The organism is uncultured Fibrella sp., assembly GCF_964250085.1.
GTDB lineage: Bacteria > Bacteroidota > Bacteroidia > Cytophagales > Spirosomataceae > Fibrella.
Window position 1 is genome coordinate 66,683 of the sequence record NZ_CAXUEC010000006.1, and the last position, 16,385, is coordinate 83,067.

General features: G+C 51.7%; 16 protein-coding genes. 8 read left to right on the plus strand and 8 right to left on the minus strand.

What is annotated here, in order from left to right; genetic code table 11:
- Positions 1–26: 26 nt before the first annotated feature.
- On the plus strand, positions 27–1,307 hold the full coding sequence (locus ACFE8Q_RS18735; protein WP_375446961.1) for a DUF349 domain-containing protein: 1,281 nt from the start codon (positions 27–29) through the stop codon (positions 1,305–1,307).
- Between the two features lie 120 nt (positions 1,308–1,427).
- Positions 1,428–1,679, plus strand: a complete 252-nt coding sequence (locus ACFE8Q_RS18740; protein ID WP_375446962.1) for a hypothetical protein — start codon at positions 1,428–1,430, stop codon at positions 1,677–1,679.
- 61 nt (positions 1,680–1,740) lie between these two features.
- Here the strand turns inward: ACFE8Q_RS18740 and serS are convergent, their stop codons facing one another.
- The 5 genes from serS to pdhA all read right to left on the minus strand — a co-directional run bounded on the left by serS (position 1,741) and on the right by pdhA (position 7,178).
- A complete protein-coding gene (gene serS / locus ACFE8Q_RS18745; RefSeq protein ID WP_375446963.1) occupies positions 1,741–3,033 on the minus strand; it encodes a serine--tRNA ligase in 1,293 nt (430 codons plus the stop codon).
- A 172-nt stretch (positions 3,034–3,205) separates the two neighbouring features.
- Entirely contained in the window at positions 3,206–4,549 is a 1,344-nt protein-coding gene (locus ACFE8Q_RS18750) for an aspartate kinase (protein ID WP_375446964.1), read from the minus strand.
- A 104-nt stretch (positions 4,550–4,653) separates the two neighbouring features.
- Positions 4,654–5,151 (minus strand): 6,7-dimethyl-8-ribityllumazine synthase, encoded by a 498-nt coding sequence (gene ribH, locus ACFE8Q_RS18755; protein WP_375446965.1) that lies wholly within the window; start codon positions 5,149–5,151, stop codon positions 4,654–4,656.
- Between the two features lie 152 nt (positions 5,152–5,303).
- Positions 5,304–5,996, minus strand: a complete 693-nt coding sequence (locus ACFE8Q_RS18760) for a tetratricopeptide repeat protein (RefSeq protein WP_375446966.1) — start codon at positions 5,994–5,996, stop codon at positions 5,304–5,306.
- A 132-nt stretch (positions 5,997–6,128) separates the two neighbouring features.
- The gene (gene pdhA, locus ACFE8Q_RS18765) at positions 6,129–7,178 is read right to left on the minus strand and encodes a pyruvate dehydrogenase (acetyl-transferring) E1 component subunit alpha (RefSeq protein ID WP_375446967.1); all 1,050 of its coding nucleotides are present in this window, start codon (positions 7,176–7,178) and stop codon (positions 6,129–6,131) included.
- A gap of 218 nt (positions 7,179–7,396) precedes the next feature.
- Here pdhA and recF point away from each other — a divergent pair, with 218 nt between their 5' ends.
- Positions 7,397–8,491, plus strand: coding sequence for a DNA replication/repair protein RecF (gene recF / locus ACFE8Q_RS18770; protein ID WP_375446968.1), 1,095 nt, complete (start codon positions 7,397–7,399; stop codon positions 8,489–8,491).
- Between the two features lie 335 nt (positions 8,492–8,826).
- Here recF and ACFE8Q_RS18775 read toward each other — a convergent pair whose 3' ends face one another.
- Positions 8,827–9,759 (minus strand): AraC family transcriptional regulator, encoded by a 933-nt coding sequence (locus ACFE8Q_RS18775; protein WP_375446969.1) that lies wholly within the window; start codon positions 9,757–9,759, stop codon positions 8,827–8,829.
- Positions 9,760–10,117: 358 nt separating this feature from the next.
- Here ACFE8Q_RS18775 and ACFE8Q_RS18780 point away from each other — a divergent pair, with 358 nt between their 5' ends.
- The 5 genes from ACFE8Q_RS18780 to ACFE8Q_RS18800 all read left to right on the plus strand — a co-directional run bounded on the left by ACFE8Q_RS18780 (position 10,118) and on the right by ACFE8Q_RS18800 (position 13,590).
- Positions 10,118–10,633 (plus strand): OsmC family protein, encoded by a 516-nt coding sequence (locus ACFE8Q_RS18780; RefSeq protein WP_375446970.1) that lies wholly within the window; start codon positions 10,118–10,120, stop codon positions 10,631–10,633.
- Positions 10,634–10,751: 118 nt separating this feature from the next.
- Positions 10,752–12,266 carry an aldehyde dehydrogenase family protein gene (locus tag ACFE8Q_RS18785; RefSeq protein WP_375446971.1) on the plus strand — a complete coding sequence of 505 codons (1,515 nt, stop codon included), beginning with the start codon at positions 10,752–10,754 and terminating at the stop codon, positions 12,264–12,266.
- 163 nt (positions 12,267–12,429) lie between these two features.
- Positions 12,430–12,741: an EthD family reductase gene (locus ACFE8Q_RS18790; protein WP_375446972.1), complete on the plus strand. Its 312-nt coding sequence runs from the start codon at positions 12,430–12,432 to the stop codon at positions 12,739–12,741.
- A gap of 116 nt (positions 12,742–12,857) precedes the next feature.
- Entirely contained in the window at positions 12,858–13,244 is a 387-nt protein-coding gene (locus ACFE8Q_RS18795; RefSeq protein ID WP_375446973.1) for a DUF779 domain-containing protein, read from the plus strand.
- Positions 13,245–13,320: 76 nt separating this feature from the next.
- Entirely contained in the window at positions 13,321–13,590 is a 270-nt protein-coding gene (locus ACFE8Q_RS18800; protein WP_375446974.1) for a hypothetical protein, read from the plus strand.
- Positions 13,591–13,605: 15 nt separating this feature from the next.
- Here ACFE8Q_RS18800 and ACFE8Q_RS18805 read toward each other — a convergent pair whose 3' ends face one another.
- Together ACFE8Q_RS18805 and ACFE8Q_RS18810 are read right to left on the minus strand one after the other, a co-directional pair.
- Complete coding sequence (locus ACFE8Q_RS18805; protein ID WP_375446975.1) at positions 13,606–14,781, minus strand: DUF1624 domain-containing protein; 1,176 nt, start codon at positions 14,779–14,781, stop codon at positions 13,606–13,608.
- A 91-nt stretch (positions 14,782–14,872) separates the two neighbouring features.
- Positions 14,873–16,384, minus strand: coding sequence for an MFS transporter (locus tag ACFE8Q_RS18810; RefSeq protein WP_375447227.1), 1,512 nt, complete (start codon positions 16,382–16,384; stop codon positions 14,873–14,875).
- Position 16,385: the final 1 nt, after the last annotated feature.

A 16,385-nucleotide genomic window follows, 5' to 3' on the forward strand; every position in this document is an offset into this window, starting at 1 on the left:
TCGCAAGAACCCTTCAGTAAGGAAAAATGGAAAATGCTTCATTGGTAGACGAATACGGTTACGTCGAAGACGGAAAGGTATTTTTAAAGGGCTATCTCGACTATCCAGACCGCCAGATTGGCGAAGTTAAACGAACAGAGCAGGAAGCGCTCGATTACTTTAAAAATCGCTTTATTATTGCTCAAAGCAAGGTTGCTCAATTAGAAGAAGAGGTAACTGAGGCGCAAAATAAAGGGTCATACCTGACTAAATTGCTTCAGCTACGCCGCAAATTGATCAGCTTTGATGCGATTGGCGATTTTCCACCCCTGCTCGATCGCCTCGACCAACTTGAGGATATCCTGTCTGGATTGATCCACACCAATCAATTAAAGAACCTGGAAATTAAACGGGCGCTTATTGCTGAAGCTGAAGTGATTGCCGGTAGCGACGACTGGAAACCAACCGCCGAAGCACTCCAGGATATCAAGACAAAGTGGATCAAAACCGGACCGGTTGATAAAAGTGTTGAAGCCGAAGTAGAGGACCAGTTCCAGGCGTTACTCGACGGTTTCTTCCAGCGTCGGCGTGAGTTCTTCAACGAGCAAAATAAGGTCATTCAGGAACGTCTCGACCAGTACGAAGAGATGATAAAACTGGTTGAACGCGCCGTTCGAAACCCCGACCTCGATGTTGTTTATCAGGAGGTTCGGCGGCTCAATAACGCCTGGAAAAACATCGGCGAAGTTCCCATTAAAAAAGGCGGGAAACTGCACAAACGCTTTAAGCGAACGGTGCAATACGTCTTCGAAAAGTATAATAACGCAAAGGGGATCGTTATTCAGAAACGAATTGACCCACGTATTGAACAACAGATGAAAATGGCCGACGAAGCGGAATCGCTCTCGAAGGTTCCTGACTCGGAAATCTTCACATCGGCCAACCGGGCGAAGGAGTTGCTTAATGCCTGGAAAGAAATCAAGGTGCCATTCAAGATGCAGGATAAGGCCGTGAACGAGAAGTTCCGGGCAGCCTGCGACAAGATTTTCGAGCTTAGTTACCTTGGTCGGGTGCTGGACCGGAAATACCCGGCGTTCAGCCTGAAGAGCCAGGCCGAGCAGCTACGGACCAAAATTCGTGAGCTGGAATACCTGGTAAAACGAGAGAAGAATGACCTGCAGTTCTCCATGCAGGATATCGACAGCCTTGACCCGGAGAACCCCGAAGACAAGCAGATTCTGAATAAGATCAATACGCAAAAACGGAAGATTGCGATGAAAGAGGTGATTCTCCGTGAGTTTCACCGCGCGCTGGCAGCCGCCGAATAGCGCAGGTACGTTCCTGCCACTTAGAAGAGCCGGTCGGGTAGTTTCAGCAACTATCTGACCGGCTCTTGTTGTTTACCCTGTAAGGTCTCTCTGACCTTGAAGGGTAAAAGCTATACCGTTATGAAAACCGCTGACCTGTCTGACTTCCGCGCTGCCATTGAGCCACGCAAGTATGTTCGTATCGAATACCTTACCGACCTGAACGAGTTCATCAAGACAGATGCGATGGTTGTAGGCGTTAGCCACGAAAACGAGTTCGAAACGCTCGACCTGGCCGACGGTCAACATATTCCACTCGACCGGGTCATCAGCATCGCCGGTCGTTTATCGCCACACTATCCCGGTTACGCCAACTATTCGTGTGACTGCTAACGTAACGCGGACTTCAGTCCGCATTTAGACACAAAAAATGCGGACTGAAGTCCGCGTTACGTCAATCTATCACCTCAAATCCGCAGTAAGGGACCAGCACAGCGGGAATACGAATAGTGCCCTCTGCGGTTTGATTGTTCTCTAAAAGCGCCGCTAAAATACGGGGCAGCGCGAGTGCCGACCCGTTCAGCGTGTGCAACAAGGTTGGTTTACCCCCATCGAGCTTGGCGCGGAGCTTCAGCCGGTTGGCCTGATACGTCTCGAAGTTACTCACTGAGCTTACTTCCAGCCAATGCCCCTGCCCCGCCGACCATACTTCCATATCATATGTCAGCGCCGAGGTAAAGCCCATGTCGCCACCGCAGAGACGGAGCACTCGGTAGGGCAATTCCAGTTGTTGCAATAATCCCTGAACATGCTGGCTCATTTCTTCGAGCACAGCATACGAATTCTCGGGCCTCTCGATCCGGACAATCTCTACTTTATCGAACTGATGCAGTCGGTTCAGGCCGCGTACGTGTGCGCCCCATGAGCCTGCTTCGCGCCGGAAACAGGGCGTGTAGCCTACATGCCGGATAGGTAACTCCGCTTCTGCTACCATCACATCGCGGTATAGGTTAGTGATTGGTACTTCGGCGGTTGGAATCAAGTACAGTTTATCCGCTTCGGCATAATACATCTGTCCCTCTTTATCAGGCAGTTGGCCGGTGCCAAACCCCGAGTCTTCGTTGATCACGATAGGCGGTTGTACTTCAACGTACCCAGCCGCCAGCGCCTGGTCCAGAAAATAGTTGATCAATGCCCGTTGCAACCGGGCGGCTTTGCCCTTATAAACCGGGAAACCAGCGCCTGAAATCTTGTTGCCTAAATCGAAATCAATCATTGGGCTGCCACCGGGGCCAAACCGCTTGATCAGTTCCCAGTGGGGTTCAGCACCGGCATGTAACGCCGGTTTATCACCCCACTCCAGCACCACCTCGTTATCGTCGGCCGAGCGTCCTTCGGGCACACTACTGTGCGGAATGTTGGGCACCGTAACCAGTATAGCCTGCACTTGCTGTTCAATTCCCGTTAACTTTTCGCCCAACGTTTTGGATTGCTCTTTAAGCGCGGCTGTCTCAGCTTTGGCTGTTTCAGCAGCTTCTTTCTGGCCGGTTTTCATCAACTGACCAATCTCTTTGGCCATTACATTCTGCCGGGCCAGTGTGTCGTCCAGTTCTTTTTGCGTGTCGCGCCGCTGCTGATCCAAAGCCAGCAACTGGTCAACTACCTCATCGGCTTCGGCGAAGTGGCGTTTCCGCAGACCGGCCAAAACCAGGTCTTTATTCTCGCGTATGAATGGAATTTGTAACATTAGTGTGTGGTAATCAGACGCTTAATCACGTCAATGAACTCTTCTATCAACCTTCTCAAGACCTGATTAGATCGTCTTTGCAATCATTCATATACAAAGCCTCTCTCTACATTCTAGTAAAGAGCCGTGGGCGGTGTTCTTAAACTTATAAGGTTTTCAAACCTTTATATGTTTAGTTGGCAGTAAACAAACTGTCATTTAATGCGTTCAGTGCCTGCGTTTTATATTGGCCATGCATCAGTAGCGAAATGTTATGCTCAGTGCCACCATACGAAATCATACGGATCGGGATACCTTCGAGGGCCTTCAACACCTGCAAGGCAATGCCCGGATGGTCGGAACTGAAATTACCCACAATGCAGATAATGGTCTGATCGTAATCAGGTTCTTCGAGTTCGCAGAACTGGCCAAGTTCAGCCTGGATAGCGGCGAGGTTCTCTGTATTGTCAATCGTAACCGACACGGATACTTCCGAGGTAGCAATGAGATCAATCGGTGTTTTGAACCGCTCGAAAATCTCGAAAATGCGCCGCAGAAAGCCGTAGGCATTCAGCATCCGGGTAGAATGAATATAGAGGGCGGTGATATTATCCTTGGCCGCGATGGCTTTAAACACCTGTCCGTTCTGAGCCCCTTCACTGAGCTTATCCGTAATCAACGTACCTGGCGCATCGGGTGCCATCGTATTTTTCAGTCGTACCGGAACACCTTTCATCTTCGCGGGCGTGATTGTGGATGGATGCAAAATCTTGGCCCCAAAATAAGCCAGTTCGGCCGCTTCATCGAAGGTTAGTTCGCGAATTGGGAACGTCTTTTTCACAATGCGCGGATCGTTGTTGTGCATGCCATCAATATCGGTCCAGATCTGAATCTCGTCGGCCCGGATCGCACCGCCAATCAGTGAGGCTGTGTAGTCAGAGCCACCACGCTTCAGGTTATCAACCTCACCGCGCGGATTCCGGCAAATGAATCCCTGAGTAACGATAATCTGTTTGTCGGTATGGGCTGGTAACATCTCCCGCAAATTCTGCTCAATTACGGCCAGTTCAGGCTCATTATCTGCATCAATGCGCATAAACTCCAGCGCAGGCAGCAACACCGACGATACCCCTTCTTCGGTTAGGTAGGCAGCAAAGAGCTGCGTACTCAGCAGTTCTCCCTCTGCCACCAGTTCTTTCTCCTGCTTCAGCGTAAACGGCTTGATTCGGGTCAGCGATCGCAGAAACGAAAACTCATTACCGATTACCCGCTGACCAGCGGCCAACCCGTCAGAAGTTTTAAAAAGTTCACGCACAAAGCTGTCGTAATGCGCTTTCAGGTGCTCAATTTTTTCAAAGGCTTCATCGTCGGCGTTGCCCTTGAGTGACTCACCAATCGACAATAATGCGTTCGTTGTGCCTGACAGCGCCGACAAGACAACCACTTTGCGGCTAGCGTCGGCCGTAATCAGATTCCGAATCGAGTGCATCCGCTCTGGTCTTCCAACCGAGGTTCCGCCAAATTTCCAAACGTGCATATAATAAAGAGTGAAAGAATAAGAGTGTGAAAGAGTGACTAGTACGAGGGTAGACTGAAGAGATAGGCTCGCTCACTGTGGCGTCAGCTAAGCCAGTCACTTTTTCACCATTTCGCTATTTCACTCTTTAGACCAAGCATCTTGATGGCTGTCATGGCGGCTTCGTCACCTTTGTTACCATGAATACCACCAGCCCGATCAAGGGCCTGTTGCTGGGTGTTGGGGGTTAATACACCAAAAATGACCGGCTTGCCCGTCTTCAAACTTACGTTCGTAAAACCCTGGGCTACGGCGTGGTTGATGTAGTCGTTATGCTTGGTTTCACCCTGAATAACACATCCGATACAAATCACCGCGTCGATGTCGGTCCGTTCCGCAAACCATTGGGCGGCAAGCGTCAGTTCATAAGTGCCAGGTACGTTGCCGCGCAACACATTGTCGGCGGTAGCTCCGTATTGAATCAAGGTATCGTAGGCACCTTTGAACAGAGCCTCGGTTACCTCGCTGTTCCATTCAGCCACAATAAGGGCGAAACGTCGCCCACTGATATCCGGCAGGTTGTCGACAGAAAAGACGCTAAGATTTTTATCGGCAGAAGACATATCAAAAAAGTTTATAGTTTACCGTTCATCGTTGCTCTGCTTATTGGTCGTTTCTGCCGGGCAGCGGAGCAACAGTGAACGGTAAAAAAAAAGGACGAACCTCGTTACGGCTTCGTCCCTTTGTGTATTCGTAATACTACGTACCCAGTTGACTACTCGCCGCTTTGCGCTTCGAGCATGGATTTGTATTTCTTGGCGGTTACTGCTTCAGCCGTTTCCGGGTATTTGTCCAGAATCTGCTGATAGGCGTCAATCGCCTTATCGTTGGCTTTCGCGCTTTCCTGGGCAATAGCCAGTTTCAGCAGGTAGCCCGGCGTGAAAAATTTGTTCGGCTTATAGTCAGCCGCTTTTTCATAATACTCGGCGGCTTCAGCGTAACTCTTCTTCTCTGAATAAGCATCGCCAATCAGTGAATAGGCACGAGCCTGAACCAGCAGATCAGACGAGCTAAAGTCTTTCAACTGCTCAATGGCCTGATCGTATTTGCCTTCTTTCAACAGGGCCGTTCCCGCGTAGAAACTAGCCAGGTTACCGGCTTTCGTTCCGCTATACTCATCAGCCACTGCCAGCAGACCAGGCGTTGCGCCTTTGCCATTCAACGCCAGTTGCAACGAATCCTGCTCAAATTTATACACCGCATTGAACAGTTTGTCCTGTCCTTCGATGTTCTTCTCACCCTGAAAGTAACGATAGCCAAAGTAGCCGCCAATAAGCAGTACAAGGCCGCCAATCACCCCAAAAATGAGGTTGCGGTTCATTTCAAAAAAATCTTCGGCCTTTTCTAAACGGCCTGCCAGTGCGTCGGGATCTTCAAGAAATTCTAAACCCGCGTTTTTCTTGCTCATACAAGTTGCAATTTGAGGGGCAAAAGTAGGAAAAATAGTTCAAGGTTCAACGTTAAACGTCTAAAGTTGTGCTATACATAGAGCATGTAGACCCGATCAATAGCGTTGACGCCAAACCTTGCGCTACAAAATCTATTCCATCAGGAACGGATAGTCCTTTTGCACGTATACATCTTTAAATGCTTCTTCGGCCGGTGGATACGGTGACTCTTCGGCAAACTTCACCGACTCATCAACGGTAGCTTTGATTTTCTGGTCGATCGCGGCCAGATCGTCTTCCGTAGCCAGCCCGTTGCTCAGAATATGCTGACGAACGTTCTCGATCGGGTCGCGCTGTTTGTACTGCTCAACCTCATCTTTGCTCCGGTACTTCTGTGGGTCAGACATGGAGTGACCCCGGTACCGATACGTGCGGAATTCCAGGAACGTTGGCCCTTCACCAGCACGGGCACGCTCAGCGGCGCGGCTAACGGCTTCGTGAACGGCTTCTACTTCCATCGCATCAACTGGCTCGGCGGGCATGTCATACGCCTCACCGATCGTATACAACTCAGTTACGTTGGACGTACGCGCTACCGACGTACCCATAGCGTAGCCGTTATTTTCGACCACAAAAATCACGGGCAGTTTCCACAGCATCGCCATGTTGAACGCCTCGTGAAGGGCACCCTGCCGTACGGCTCCGTCGCCGAAGAAGCAGATGCAAAGGTTGCCCGTTTTGTTATACTTCTCCGAGAAGGCGATACCCGCCCCCATCGGAATCTGGGCGCCTACGATACCATGTCCGCCCACGAAATTGACCGATTTATCGAAGATATGCATCGATCCACCTTTCCCTTTCGACGAACCCGTTTGTTTGGCATACAATTCGGCCATTACGGCTTTAGGGTCAGAGCCCAGGGCAAGCGGAATGCCGTGGTCGCGATAGGCGGTGATCCACTTATCATCGGGGGTCAGGGCCGAGTATGAACCGGATGAACAGGCTTCCTGACCAATGTATAGGTGGCAGAAACCTTTGATTTTTTGTTGCCCGTATAGCTGGCCAGCCTTTTCTTCAAACTTCCGCTGAAGTTGCATCGACTCGTACCAATACATATACCGCTCTTTGGGGTGCTGTGTTTTGGTCGGAGTTGCCTTTCCGTTGCTTTTGGCGGCGGGAGCCTTGTCTTTGACGGTTGCCATGTGTATCCTAAGTAGAGGGGGTAGCTTACCCGGTTAATTGCCGAACAAAGGGAACGTATCTTTGTTGCTATTTCCGGGCAAAATGCTTGCAAAAGTACGCATAAACCAATTACAGGCTACCGGAAGTTGGACATTAGACGGGAGACATTTGTCAGATTATCCAACCTCCTGGGTCAATGGCCAACATCCGGTATCTTCTATCCCGCGTCCAACCTCCCATGCACCTCGACAAACTGAGCCTGACCAATTTTAAAAACTACGAAGATGCCCTCTTCACCTTTAGCAGGCAGGTAAACGTGATTGTGGGGCCTAATGGCAGTGGTAAGACCAATCTTCTCGATGCGATCTACTTCCTGGCGCTGTCGAAAAGTGCTTTTCAATCCCTTGACGCCCTGAGCGTAACCCACGACGAAGATTATTTTATTCTGGATGGCACGTTTGTCAATCATGACCGGCCTACTCAGATCACTATTAGCCTGCAACGAGGCCAGCGGAAGGCAATTCTGGCCGATAAAAAACCGTATGAGCGGGTCAGCGAACACATTGGCCGATTTCCGGTGGTGCTCATGGCCCCGAATGATACCGATCTGGTACGGGAGCATAGCGAAGACCGCCGCCAGTTTGTCGACGGTGTACTAGCCCAGCTCGATCCCGAATACCTCCAGGATTACCTGCAATATCAGCACGTGCTGAAGCAACGAAACAGCCTGCTAAAGCTCTTTGCCGACCGCCGCAACGTTGACCACGACCTGCTGGATACCTACGACGAGCCACTTCTGTACATCGGTCAACGCATTCACGACCGGCGTAAACGGTTCATTGGTGACCTGCTGCCCAGCGTCCAGGCGCATTATACGTACCTGAGCGATGGCCGGGAGGCCGTGACCATTCTGTATGATTCGGACCTGGATAAGATGGGCTTCGATGACCTGTTTGTGCAGAACCGCAGCCGCGATGTGGCCATGCAGCGAACCACAATGGGCGTCCATCGCGATGATTTCGATTTCCTGATCGACGGTATTTCGTTGAAACGATTCGGCTCACAAGGCCAGCAGAAAACGTTTGTCATTGCCCTCAAATTGGGCCAGTTCGACCAGTTGCAGGCCGAAAAGCAAACCCGGCCCATCCTACTGCTCGATGATATTTTCGATAAGCTCGACGACGGCCGGATCGCCAAGCTGATCCAACGGATCGATGAAGGCGCGTTTGGCCAGTTGTTCATCACCGATGCCCGCCCCGAACGTACCCAGCACCTGCTGGCTTCGGTTCAGAGCGATGTACGCTATTTCCGAATTGGGAAGGATGTAGGGTAAATGATCTCAGCCGCTTGCACCAACGTAGCTGACCTGGTACAAACCCTAAACAAACATAAATTAGGGTTTAACCCATTACATACTATCTTGATAAAAGGCAACTTTACCCCCATCAAGTACCGGATTTCATCAATAGACGTCCTTTCGACCCCGGTACGTATTCATTTGCAGGGTAGTCTGTAGCAAGCCTGCGTGTTTAACTCACTCAGATGACTACATACTGTTTATTGCTTCATAGGTTTACTAAAAAACAGGCACCTGGTATTACCGTGTGCCTGTTTCTTTTTTGACTGGCACACGCATGACGCTGAGGTATGTAAGTAGCTGCATGGTAATTACGCCGACAGTATCTGCTTCCGGTATTGCGAAGGCGACGTACCTATTTCGCGCCGGAACAGCTTCATGAAGTAGGTCAGGTTGTTGAAACCACATTCAACGCTAATGTCGGCGAGGCAGCGGTTGGTTGTTCGCAACAATTTGGAAGCCAGTGCAATACGTTGCTGGTTGATGTAATCGACCGGCGTTATACCGAATGTCTGTTTAAAGATCCGGTAAAAGTTGGGCTCACTCATGCACGCCTGATCGGCCAGTTCTCTAATGTGTAGGGCGCGACTCAGGTGCTTGTTGATATACTGCGCCACGTACGATAACCGGTTCACACCAGCCTGGGTAGTATCTGGTCCCAACAGGAGCGTGCGCGCCTGTGTTTGCATAAGCCGAACCACCAATTCCTGCAACACAAAATTGGCAAATACCTCCTTGGCCTTGTTGTCTTCGGTGAAGATGTAGATTAGCCGGGCAATGAGTTGATGAATGGGTTCATCGTTGGTCAGAAAGAAATTTCGTTGCCCAAACTGCCAGCCCTGCGCATTGTCGATGAGTGGTGTCTGGTCGTTCAGCAGATCGGTTACCTGCTTCACCTTGTCGGGTGCAATGGCCAGTGCCAGACACTGCGTGGGGTTGTTCCTGCGCGCCTCGGGGAAATCGATCCGCATGGTTTCCTGACCGGGCACGATCACCGATTCGCCCGGCAAAAAATCGAACGACGGTGTGCCAGCCAGGTGCATCACCTTCTTCCCCCGGATCATGCTGGCCAGTATGGGTGTGTTGAATGTCAGTTCAATTTTTTCAGCAACGTGGTATGTTTCATAGATATTCAGCTCCGCCGTATCGATCGTATAAGCAGTCCGGTTCTCTACTTCCTGCTCAAGACGCCGTGAATGTAGATGACGGGAAATATTAAGCGGGGCTACTTGTTTGCTCTTCATAACTATTCGTATACTATCTCGTGGCCAACTTTACCTTATACCATTGATAACTTGAAATATAGGGGTTTACGCCTGTGAGTTTATCATTATTATTATATTTTTTATACGTAAAGTCTTTCCGCCAACCACACGCCCATTCGCTTCGCCGGAGCGCCCCCTTGTCTCCGTTTCCCTTTGCGTATTCACGCATACATCAGTACCGGTTCTTTTTTGTGGCTCATTGGTAGGTAGTAGCAACACCGAAAGGCCCGCTCATTCATCATCTACAACTTGTTGGGCTGCAGTTGAGTATAAAATTGCGATGCTCTCTTATTGGCATACATAAATCTTTTCCTGCACTCTTTCAGCTTTTATCGACATGACAACAGACGAGCTTCGGACCCTTCAGGCACCGATCAAACAACAGTATCAGCAGCAACCCGAAACGGCGATGATTAGCCTGCACGCCGAAGGTACACTGGGCGATAAAGTGTCCTGCCATGTAGCTACGGGCCGTTCGCAGGTCAATGCGGGCCTGCCCGAAGCGACCGGCGGAACGGGCGACCTGACTTCACCCGGCGATATGTTGCTCGAAGCGCTGGTCGCCTGTGCGGGAGTGACATTAAAAGCCGTAGCCACTGCTATTGGCGTACCCATAAATTACGGCGTTGTCCGGGCCGAGGGCGATCTGGACTTCCGGGGTACGTTGGGCGTAGCCAAAGATGCACCGGTCGGCTTTAAAGCGATCCGACTCACGTTTGAACTCGATACACACGCCAGTGAAGAAGAAATGGAAACACTGGTGAAGCTCACCAAACGCTATTGTGTTATCTATCAGACGCTCCAGCATTCGCCAACGCTGGAACTCTCCATCGAAACCCTGGCCGCTTCCTGACCAGGTACGTTCAAGATTGATAGGATCGTGCATGCAGTCGATACGATCGCTCAACTGGCCTTGAACAATTCAAGCAAACTTTGTGACGATTCAATTACAAATCAATTAGATCGTCTCTATGGAAACCCTTGAAGTAGTAGAAACTCACGTTAACCGGCCCAAATTCCGGTCGCATTACGACAACTATATCGGTGGCAAATGGGTACCACCTGTCGATGGCGAATATTTCGACAATACCTCGCCCGTCGACGGTAGCCTGATTGCGAAAATGCCCCGGTCAAAAGCGGCAGACGTTGATCTGGCCGTTGACGCGGCCCATAAAGCGTTTCAAACCTGGGGAAAAACGTCAGCAACGGAGCGCAGCAAAGTGCTGCTTCAGATTGCCGATGTGATCGAGAAAAACCTGGAATTCCTGGCTCGCGTTGAAACCGTTGAAAACGGTAAAGCCCTGCGCGAAACAATGGCTGCTGACTTACCCCTCTGCGTCGATCACTTCCGGTATTTCGCGGGTGTGATCCGGGCCGAAGAAGGGTCGGCCACCGAACTCAATGCCGACACGTTGTCGCTGATTATTAAAGAGCCGGTTGGCGTTGTGGGCCAGATCATTCCCTGGAACTTTCCGCTGCTGATGGCCACCTGGAAACTGGCTCCAGCCCTGGCCGCCGGGTGCTGCGTGGTGATCAAACCCGCCGAGCAAACGCCAACATCGCTGGCCATTCTGTTTGAATTGCTGGAAGGTATTGTTCCTGCGGGCGTGGTAAACATCATTCAGGGCTTTGGTCCTGAAGCGGGTAAACCACTGGCGCAACACAAACGAATCAATAAAGTGGCGTTTACCGGCGAAACCACCACGGGCCGTCTGATTATGCAGTACGCCTCAGAAAACCTGATTCCGGTCACGATGGAACTGGGCGGTAAGTCACCCAATATTTTCATGAAATCGGTGGGCGATGCCGACGATGATTTCTTCGACAAGTGCGTGGAAGGAGCCGTGATGTTTGCCCTGAATCAGGGCGAGATCTGCACCTGCCCGTCGCGGTTGCTGGTACACGAAGACATCTACGACAAGTTTATCGAGCGCGTTATTGCCCGCACCAAAGCCATCAAACTTGGTCATCCACTGGATGCCGACACAATGATGGGTGCGCAGGCAAGCAACGATCAGTACGAGAAAATCCTGTCATACATCGACATTGGCAAGCAGGAGGGTGCCGAAATATTGACTGGTGGTGGCCCCGCCGACAGTGTTGAGGGAGGCTACTACATTCAGCCGACGATCTTCAAAGGCCATAACAAAATGCGGATTTTTCAGGAAGAAATCTTCGGTCCAGTATTGTCGGTAACAACGTTCAAAGACGCCGACGAAGCCGTTGCCATCGCCAATGACACGCTCTACGGGCTTGGTGCGGGTTTCTGGTCGCGGGATGCGCACGAGCTGTATACCATACCCCGGCAGATTCAGGCGGGTCGTGTGTGGGTGAACTGCTACCACGATTACCCGGCCCACGCACCGTTCGGTGGCTACAAGAAATCAGGTTTTGGTCGCGAAAATCACCTGATGATGTTGAACCACTATCGCCAGGTAAAAAACCTGCTTATCTCATACAGCAAACAGAAATTAGGCTTCTTTTAAAGCATAATGTACTGACGTAACATAAGCTTCAGCCTGTTTACGGACGCGGTAGCCTGAATTAGTACTATCAGTGGCTGTCGTGTTAATAGACGGGCTGAAGCCTGTGTTACGTTAGTGCTTTATACTGCCTGGTATTCAGCTTTTTACTCTTTTATACCAATATATGGTCTCTCTTGCTGTTCTTTACCCCAACACCGCCGATAGTCACTTCGACATGACGTATTATCTCGACAGGCACACGCCGCTGGTCAAAGAAAGGCTCACACCGCTGGGGCTTATCAATGTCGATTTGCGCGAAGGGCTGGCCGGTGGCTCACCCGATTCACCTGCCGCCTACACCATGATTACCAACCTGACTTTCAGCACAATGGAAGAGTTACAGAACGGACTGGCTACGCACGGAGACGAATTGATTGGCGACATTCCCAATTTCACTAATGTACAGGCAGAGATGCAAATTTGCCAGGTACGTTAACAAAGAGTGAAAGAGCAAAAGAGTGAATTAGTGACAACCCGGCTACACAGACCGGCAAAACCGTTCGCTGTTTTCTCTCTCGCTTTTCCATTCATTTATTCGTTCACTCATTCGTTATGACCACCCAAACCATATCCCGCATTGACATCACCCCGGCAGCGGCCGATGTTATTGCCAAACTAAAGGCGAAACACGGTGACCTGATGTTTCATCAGAGCGGTGGCTGCTGCGATGGCTCATCGCCCATGTGTTTCGAGAAAGGCGATTTCATCGTCGGGCAGTCAGACGTGTGGCTCGGCGACATTGAAGGCTGCGACTTCTGGATGGCTGAAAGTCAATTTGACTACTGGCAACATACCCACCTCACTATCGACGTTACACCCGGTCGTGGCGCAAGCTTTTCGCTCGAAATTCCGATGGGTATCCGCTTTCTGATCCGCTCTCGATTATTTGACGATGATGAACTGGCACATCTCACACCCGTTCATTTCGGGGGATCGTGACAGCGCTTGCACGACAAAAAAACAGTATCTTGCCTGCCTAGTGCATATGCTTGTCAGACAAACAGACTTAATTTTTATGTCGATAGAAGATCGAATTAATCAATTGGAGGCACAAGTAGCCGACCTCCTGTTCAAGTACGACGGGCTGGTTGAATCCCATACAAGCTTGTTGGTAAACTACACCGAGCTTACAGCCCAGTCTGCCCACCACAGAGCAGAAACAAGAAATACAATTAACCTGCTGTGCTCATTAGTGGGCCTGTTGCCCGAACAACTAACCAGCAAAATCAACCTGCTCAATTACCCCGATTTACTACGCAAACGGCTGGAAAATCAGCAAAACTAACTTGCCTATTTTGCTTTATACGTACCTGGTCCAGGCGACTTCCGGGTGGTCGGCTTTGTAGCGGCCATACCAGGTGCAGAGCGGATAGAGGACGATAACTACCACCAGCCAAACGGCATACACGACGGGCAAAGACACTCCTGCGCTGGCCGGGCGACCAAAACTCATTGTTCCGAGGGGCATCTCGCCTAGTGAAAAGCCCTGCACCAGGAGCATGACGATCATGGCAGCTTTCGCCAGGTACCAATGGCAGATATAATAAAACATCGGCACGTTCCCGTAAACCCGTAGCCGCCTGGTCAGCCAGTTATCGACGCCATCGGCAACCGCGAGCAGGAGAAACATCACTCCCAGGGTGAGGGCCGCGTAGAGCAACGACGGCGGGTATTTGCTGACATTCAGGAAGGACAGGACCGTAAATGCCGGACTCTTCTGCACCGACCAGGGGGCCGCATCGCCGTACACATTCAGGAATCGCAGGGCCATAAATAGCAGCAATGAACCGAGCCCAAGCTTGACCAGTTGCGCCCTGCGGTCGGCCAGCGGTTTGGCAAAAAGTGGCCCGCAACCGTAGCCGACCAGCATAATGCCAAACCACGGCACAATGGAATAGGCAACAAGCAGCGAAAAACTAGGGCTCATCGGGAAGAAATCCGTCCGGAACAGGATCGACCAACCCAGTCGTGCCGCCGGATTGGTAAACGTGGGTACCAGTAGCAACAGGTCGTGCAGGAAGATGATCGCCAGCCCGGCAATCAACAGGGCACGTACCTGGAACCGGATCAGCCACGACAGCAGTACGAGCCCAACGCCAATCACAAAAATTACCTGGAGCATCATCGACCGAAACTGAATGTCGGTCCAGAAGGCGAAGTTGATCAGGGTCACTTCCAGCAAGATCAGCACCAGCCCTCGTTTCAGCAGAAACCGACTCCGTGCAGCCAGCGCCTCGCCCTGCGGTTCGCCCTCTCTACGAGTTGACAGATAGACCGACGTGCCAGCCAGAAACACGAACGTCGGTGCGCAAAGGTGGGTGATCAGCCGCGTCAGAAAAAGCATCGGTGTCGTTGTGGCCAGGTTCGTCGGGTCCTGCGTCAGGGCGGGCGTGTGTAACAGATCGCGAACGTGGTCAAGGGCCATAATGACCATCACCAGTCCACGTACCGTGTCAATCGTAGCGAGTCGTTTCATGTCGATCGGAATAGGACCGACAAGATTCAAAAAGTTTCGACAGGATTTACAGTGGTCCGACATTTCGGACGCCCCAAATTTCTTTGCCGGTTTACCCCGCCAGCGTTGATACGCCCTCGCCAGGTACGTCGGCGGGCTCGGGTTTGCAGACGGCTTTTCCACGCGAGAACGAAATAGCCGCCGCCGTCAGCACCAGGCCGGTCATGACCCAATATACAAACCGCATGCCCATCAGTTGCGCCATCGGGCTCGACGGAGCAACGTTGTTGGTTTGGGCGTAGTAGTTCCGAACGCTGTACCAGACCGCCGCCGACAGCGCAATACCGACAACCAGGCCCATGTTGCGCATGAACGCGATGACGCTGCTGGCCACGCCGCGCAACGACACCGGCGAGGCATTGAGTGCGCTGCTACTGTTGGGCGATTGAAACAGGGCGAACCCCAAACTGACCAGCGAACTGCGCCATACTACGTTGTGCCAGTTCCAGTCGGTATCCAGAAACGAGAAAGAGAAGTAACCCGCTGCCGCCAGCAACAGCCCTGTACTGGCCAACCAGCGCGTACTGACCCGGCTCGACAGGTAACCGCCAATGGGTGCCACAATGCTTAACGTCAACGGGCCGGATAGCAGTACCAGGCCGGCCGTTTGTGGCGAAAAACCGAGCAATTGTTGCAGAAAGAACGGAATAATGAACAGGTTACCGCCCGACGCCACAAAGCCGAGCCAGGCCGCCACAATAGCCGTAGTATAGGGGCGAATCTTGAACAGACCGAGTTGTAGCATAGGCGATGGCGTACGACTTTCCCAGTAGAAAAACAGGCCCAGCAATACAAAGCCAGTGCCCAGCAAGCCCAGCACCAGCGGGTGTTGCCACCCATAGTCGGGTTCGGGGCCGAAATCGAGGCCGGTCAACAAGGTGGTGACACCCACCAGAAACAGCCCCGCACCTAGCAGATCAAAGGGTTGGCGGGGTAGTTTTGGACTTCTGGGCAGCACCACCGAAGCCCGCCAGATGGCGATGAGGCCGATGGGTACGTTCACGAAAAAAATACTTGACCAGCCAAACTTGCCCAGCAGCAAGCCACCCACTACCGGCCCCGTACTGGAGCCGGCGGCCACAATCGCGCCCATCAACCCCAGAGCCTGCCCGCGCTCCTGCGGGCTGAACGTATCGGAGATAATGGCGGGGGCAATGGCAAAAATCATGGCTGCCCCCAGGCCCTGCACGACCCGGAAACCCACCAGCGAAACAATATTCCAGGATAGTCCGCACAGCAGTGACCCCAGCACAAAAATGGCAAAACCAGTAATGTACATAGATCGTCGCCCCAGCCAGTCAGACAGTTTACCCATAATGAGCAGTGTGCTGGTGGTGGTGAGCAGGTAGCTAAGCACCACCCATTCCACGCTATCGCCGGCGTTTAGCTCGCGGCGAATTGTGGGCAGGGCAATGTTGACGATGCTGCTGTCGAGCGTCGCCATGAACGTGCCGAAGGCCAGTGTAGCCAGCACCAGCCATTTGTTAGGCTTGGCTGGCGGAGCAATTGTTGCGTTAGATACCACAGCGTACTTGGATGAATAGGCCCAATCGTAACCGTTCAGT

Excerpts from the sequence above, each read along its gene's own strand:
- ACFE8Q_RS18735 (WP_375446961.1), top strand. The coding sequence starts at position 27 with ATGGAAAATGCTTCATTGGTAGACGAATACGGTTACGTCGAAGACGGA.
- ACFE8Q_RS18740 (WP_375446962.1), top strand. The coding sequence starts at position 1,428 with ATGAAAACCGCTGACCTGTCTGACTTCCGCGCTGCCATTGAGCCACGC.
- serS (WP_375446963.1), bottom strand. The coding sequence starts at position 3,033 with ATGTTACAAATTCCATTCATACGCGAGAATAAAGACCTGGTTTTGGCC.
- ACFE8Q_RS18750 (WP_375446964.1), bottom strand. The coding sequence starts at position 4,549 with ATGCACGTTTGGAAATTTGGCGGAACCTCGGTTGGAAGACCAGAGCGG.
- ribH (WP_375446965.1), bottom strand. The coding sequence starts at position 5,151 with ATGTCTTCTGCCGATAAAAATCTTAGCGTCTTTTCTGTCGACAACCTG.
- ACFE8Q_RS18760 (WP_375446966.1), bottom strand. The coding sequence starts at position 5,996 with ATGAGCAAGAAAAACGCGGGTTTAGAATTTCTTGAAGATCCCGACGCA.
- pdhA (WP_375446967.1), bottom strand. The coding sequence starts at position 7,178 with ATGGCAACCGTCAAAGACAAGGCTCCCGCCGCCAAAAGCAACGGAAAG.
- recF (WP_375446968.1), top strand. The coding sequence starts at position 7,397 with ATGCACCTCGACAAACTGAGCCTGACCAATTTTAAAAACTACGAAGAT.
- ACFE8Q_RS18775 (WP_375446969.1), bottom strand. The coding sequence starts at position 9,759 with ATGAAGAGCAAACAAGTAGCCCCGCTTAATATTTCCCGTCATCTACAT.
- ACFE8Q_RS18780 (WP_375446970.1), top strand. The coding sequence starts at position 10,118 with ATGACAACAGACGAGCTTCGGACCCTTCAGGCACCGATCAAACAACAG.
- ACFE8Q_RS18785 (WP_375446971.1), top strand. The coding sequence starts at position 10,752 with ATGGAAACCCTTGAAGTAGTAGAAACTCACGTTAACCGGCCCAAATTC.
- ACFE8Q_RS18790 (WP_375446972.1), top strand. The coding sequence starts at position 12,430 with ATGGTCTCTCTTGCTGTTCTTTACCCCAACACCGCCGATAGTCACTTC.
- ACFE8Q_RS18795 (WP_375446973.1), top strand. The coding sequence starts at position 12,858 with ATGACCACCCAAACCATATCCCGCATTGACATCACCCCGGCAGCGGCC.
- ACFE8Q_RS18800 (WP_375446974.1), top strand. The coding sequence starts at position 13,321 with ATGTCGATAGAAGATCGAATTAATCAATTGGAGGCACAAGTAGCCGAC.
- ACFE8Q_RS18805 (WP_375446975.1), bottom strand. The coding sequence starts at position 14,781 with ATGAAACGACTCGCTACGATTGACACGGTACGTGGACTGGTGATGGTC.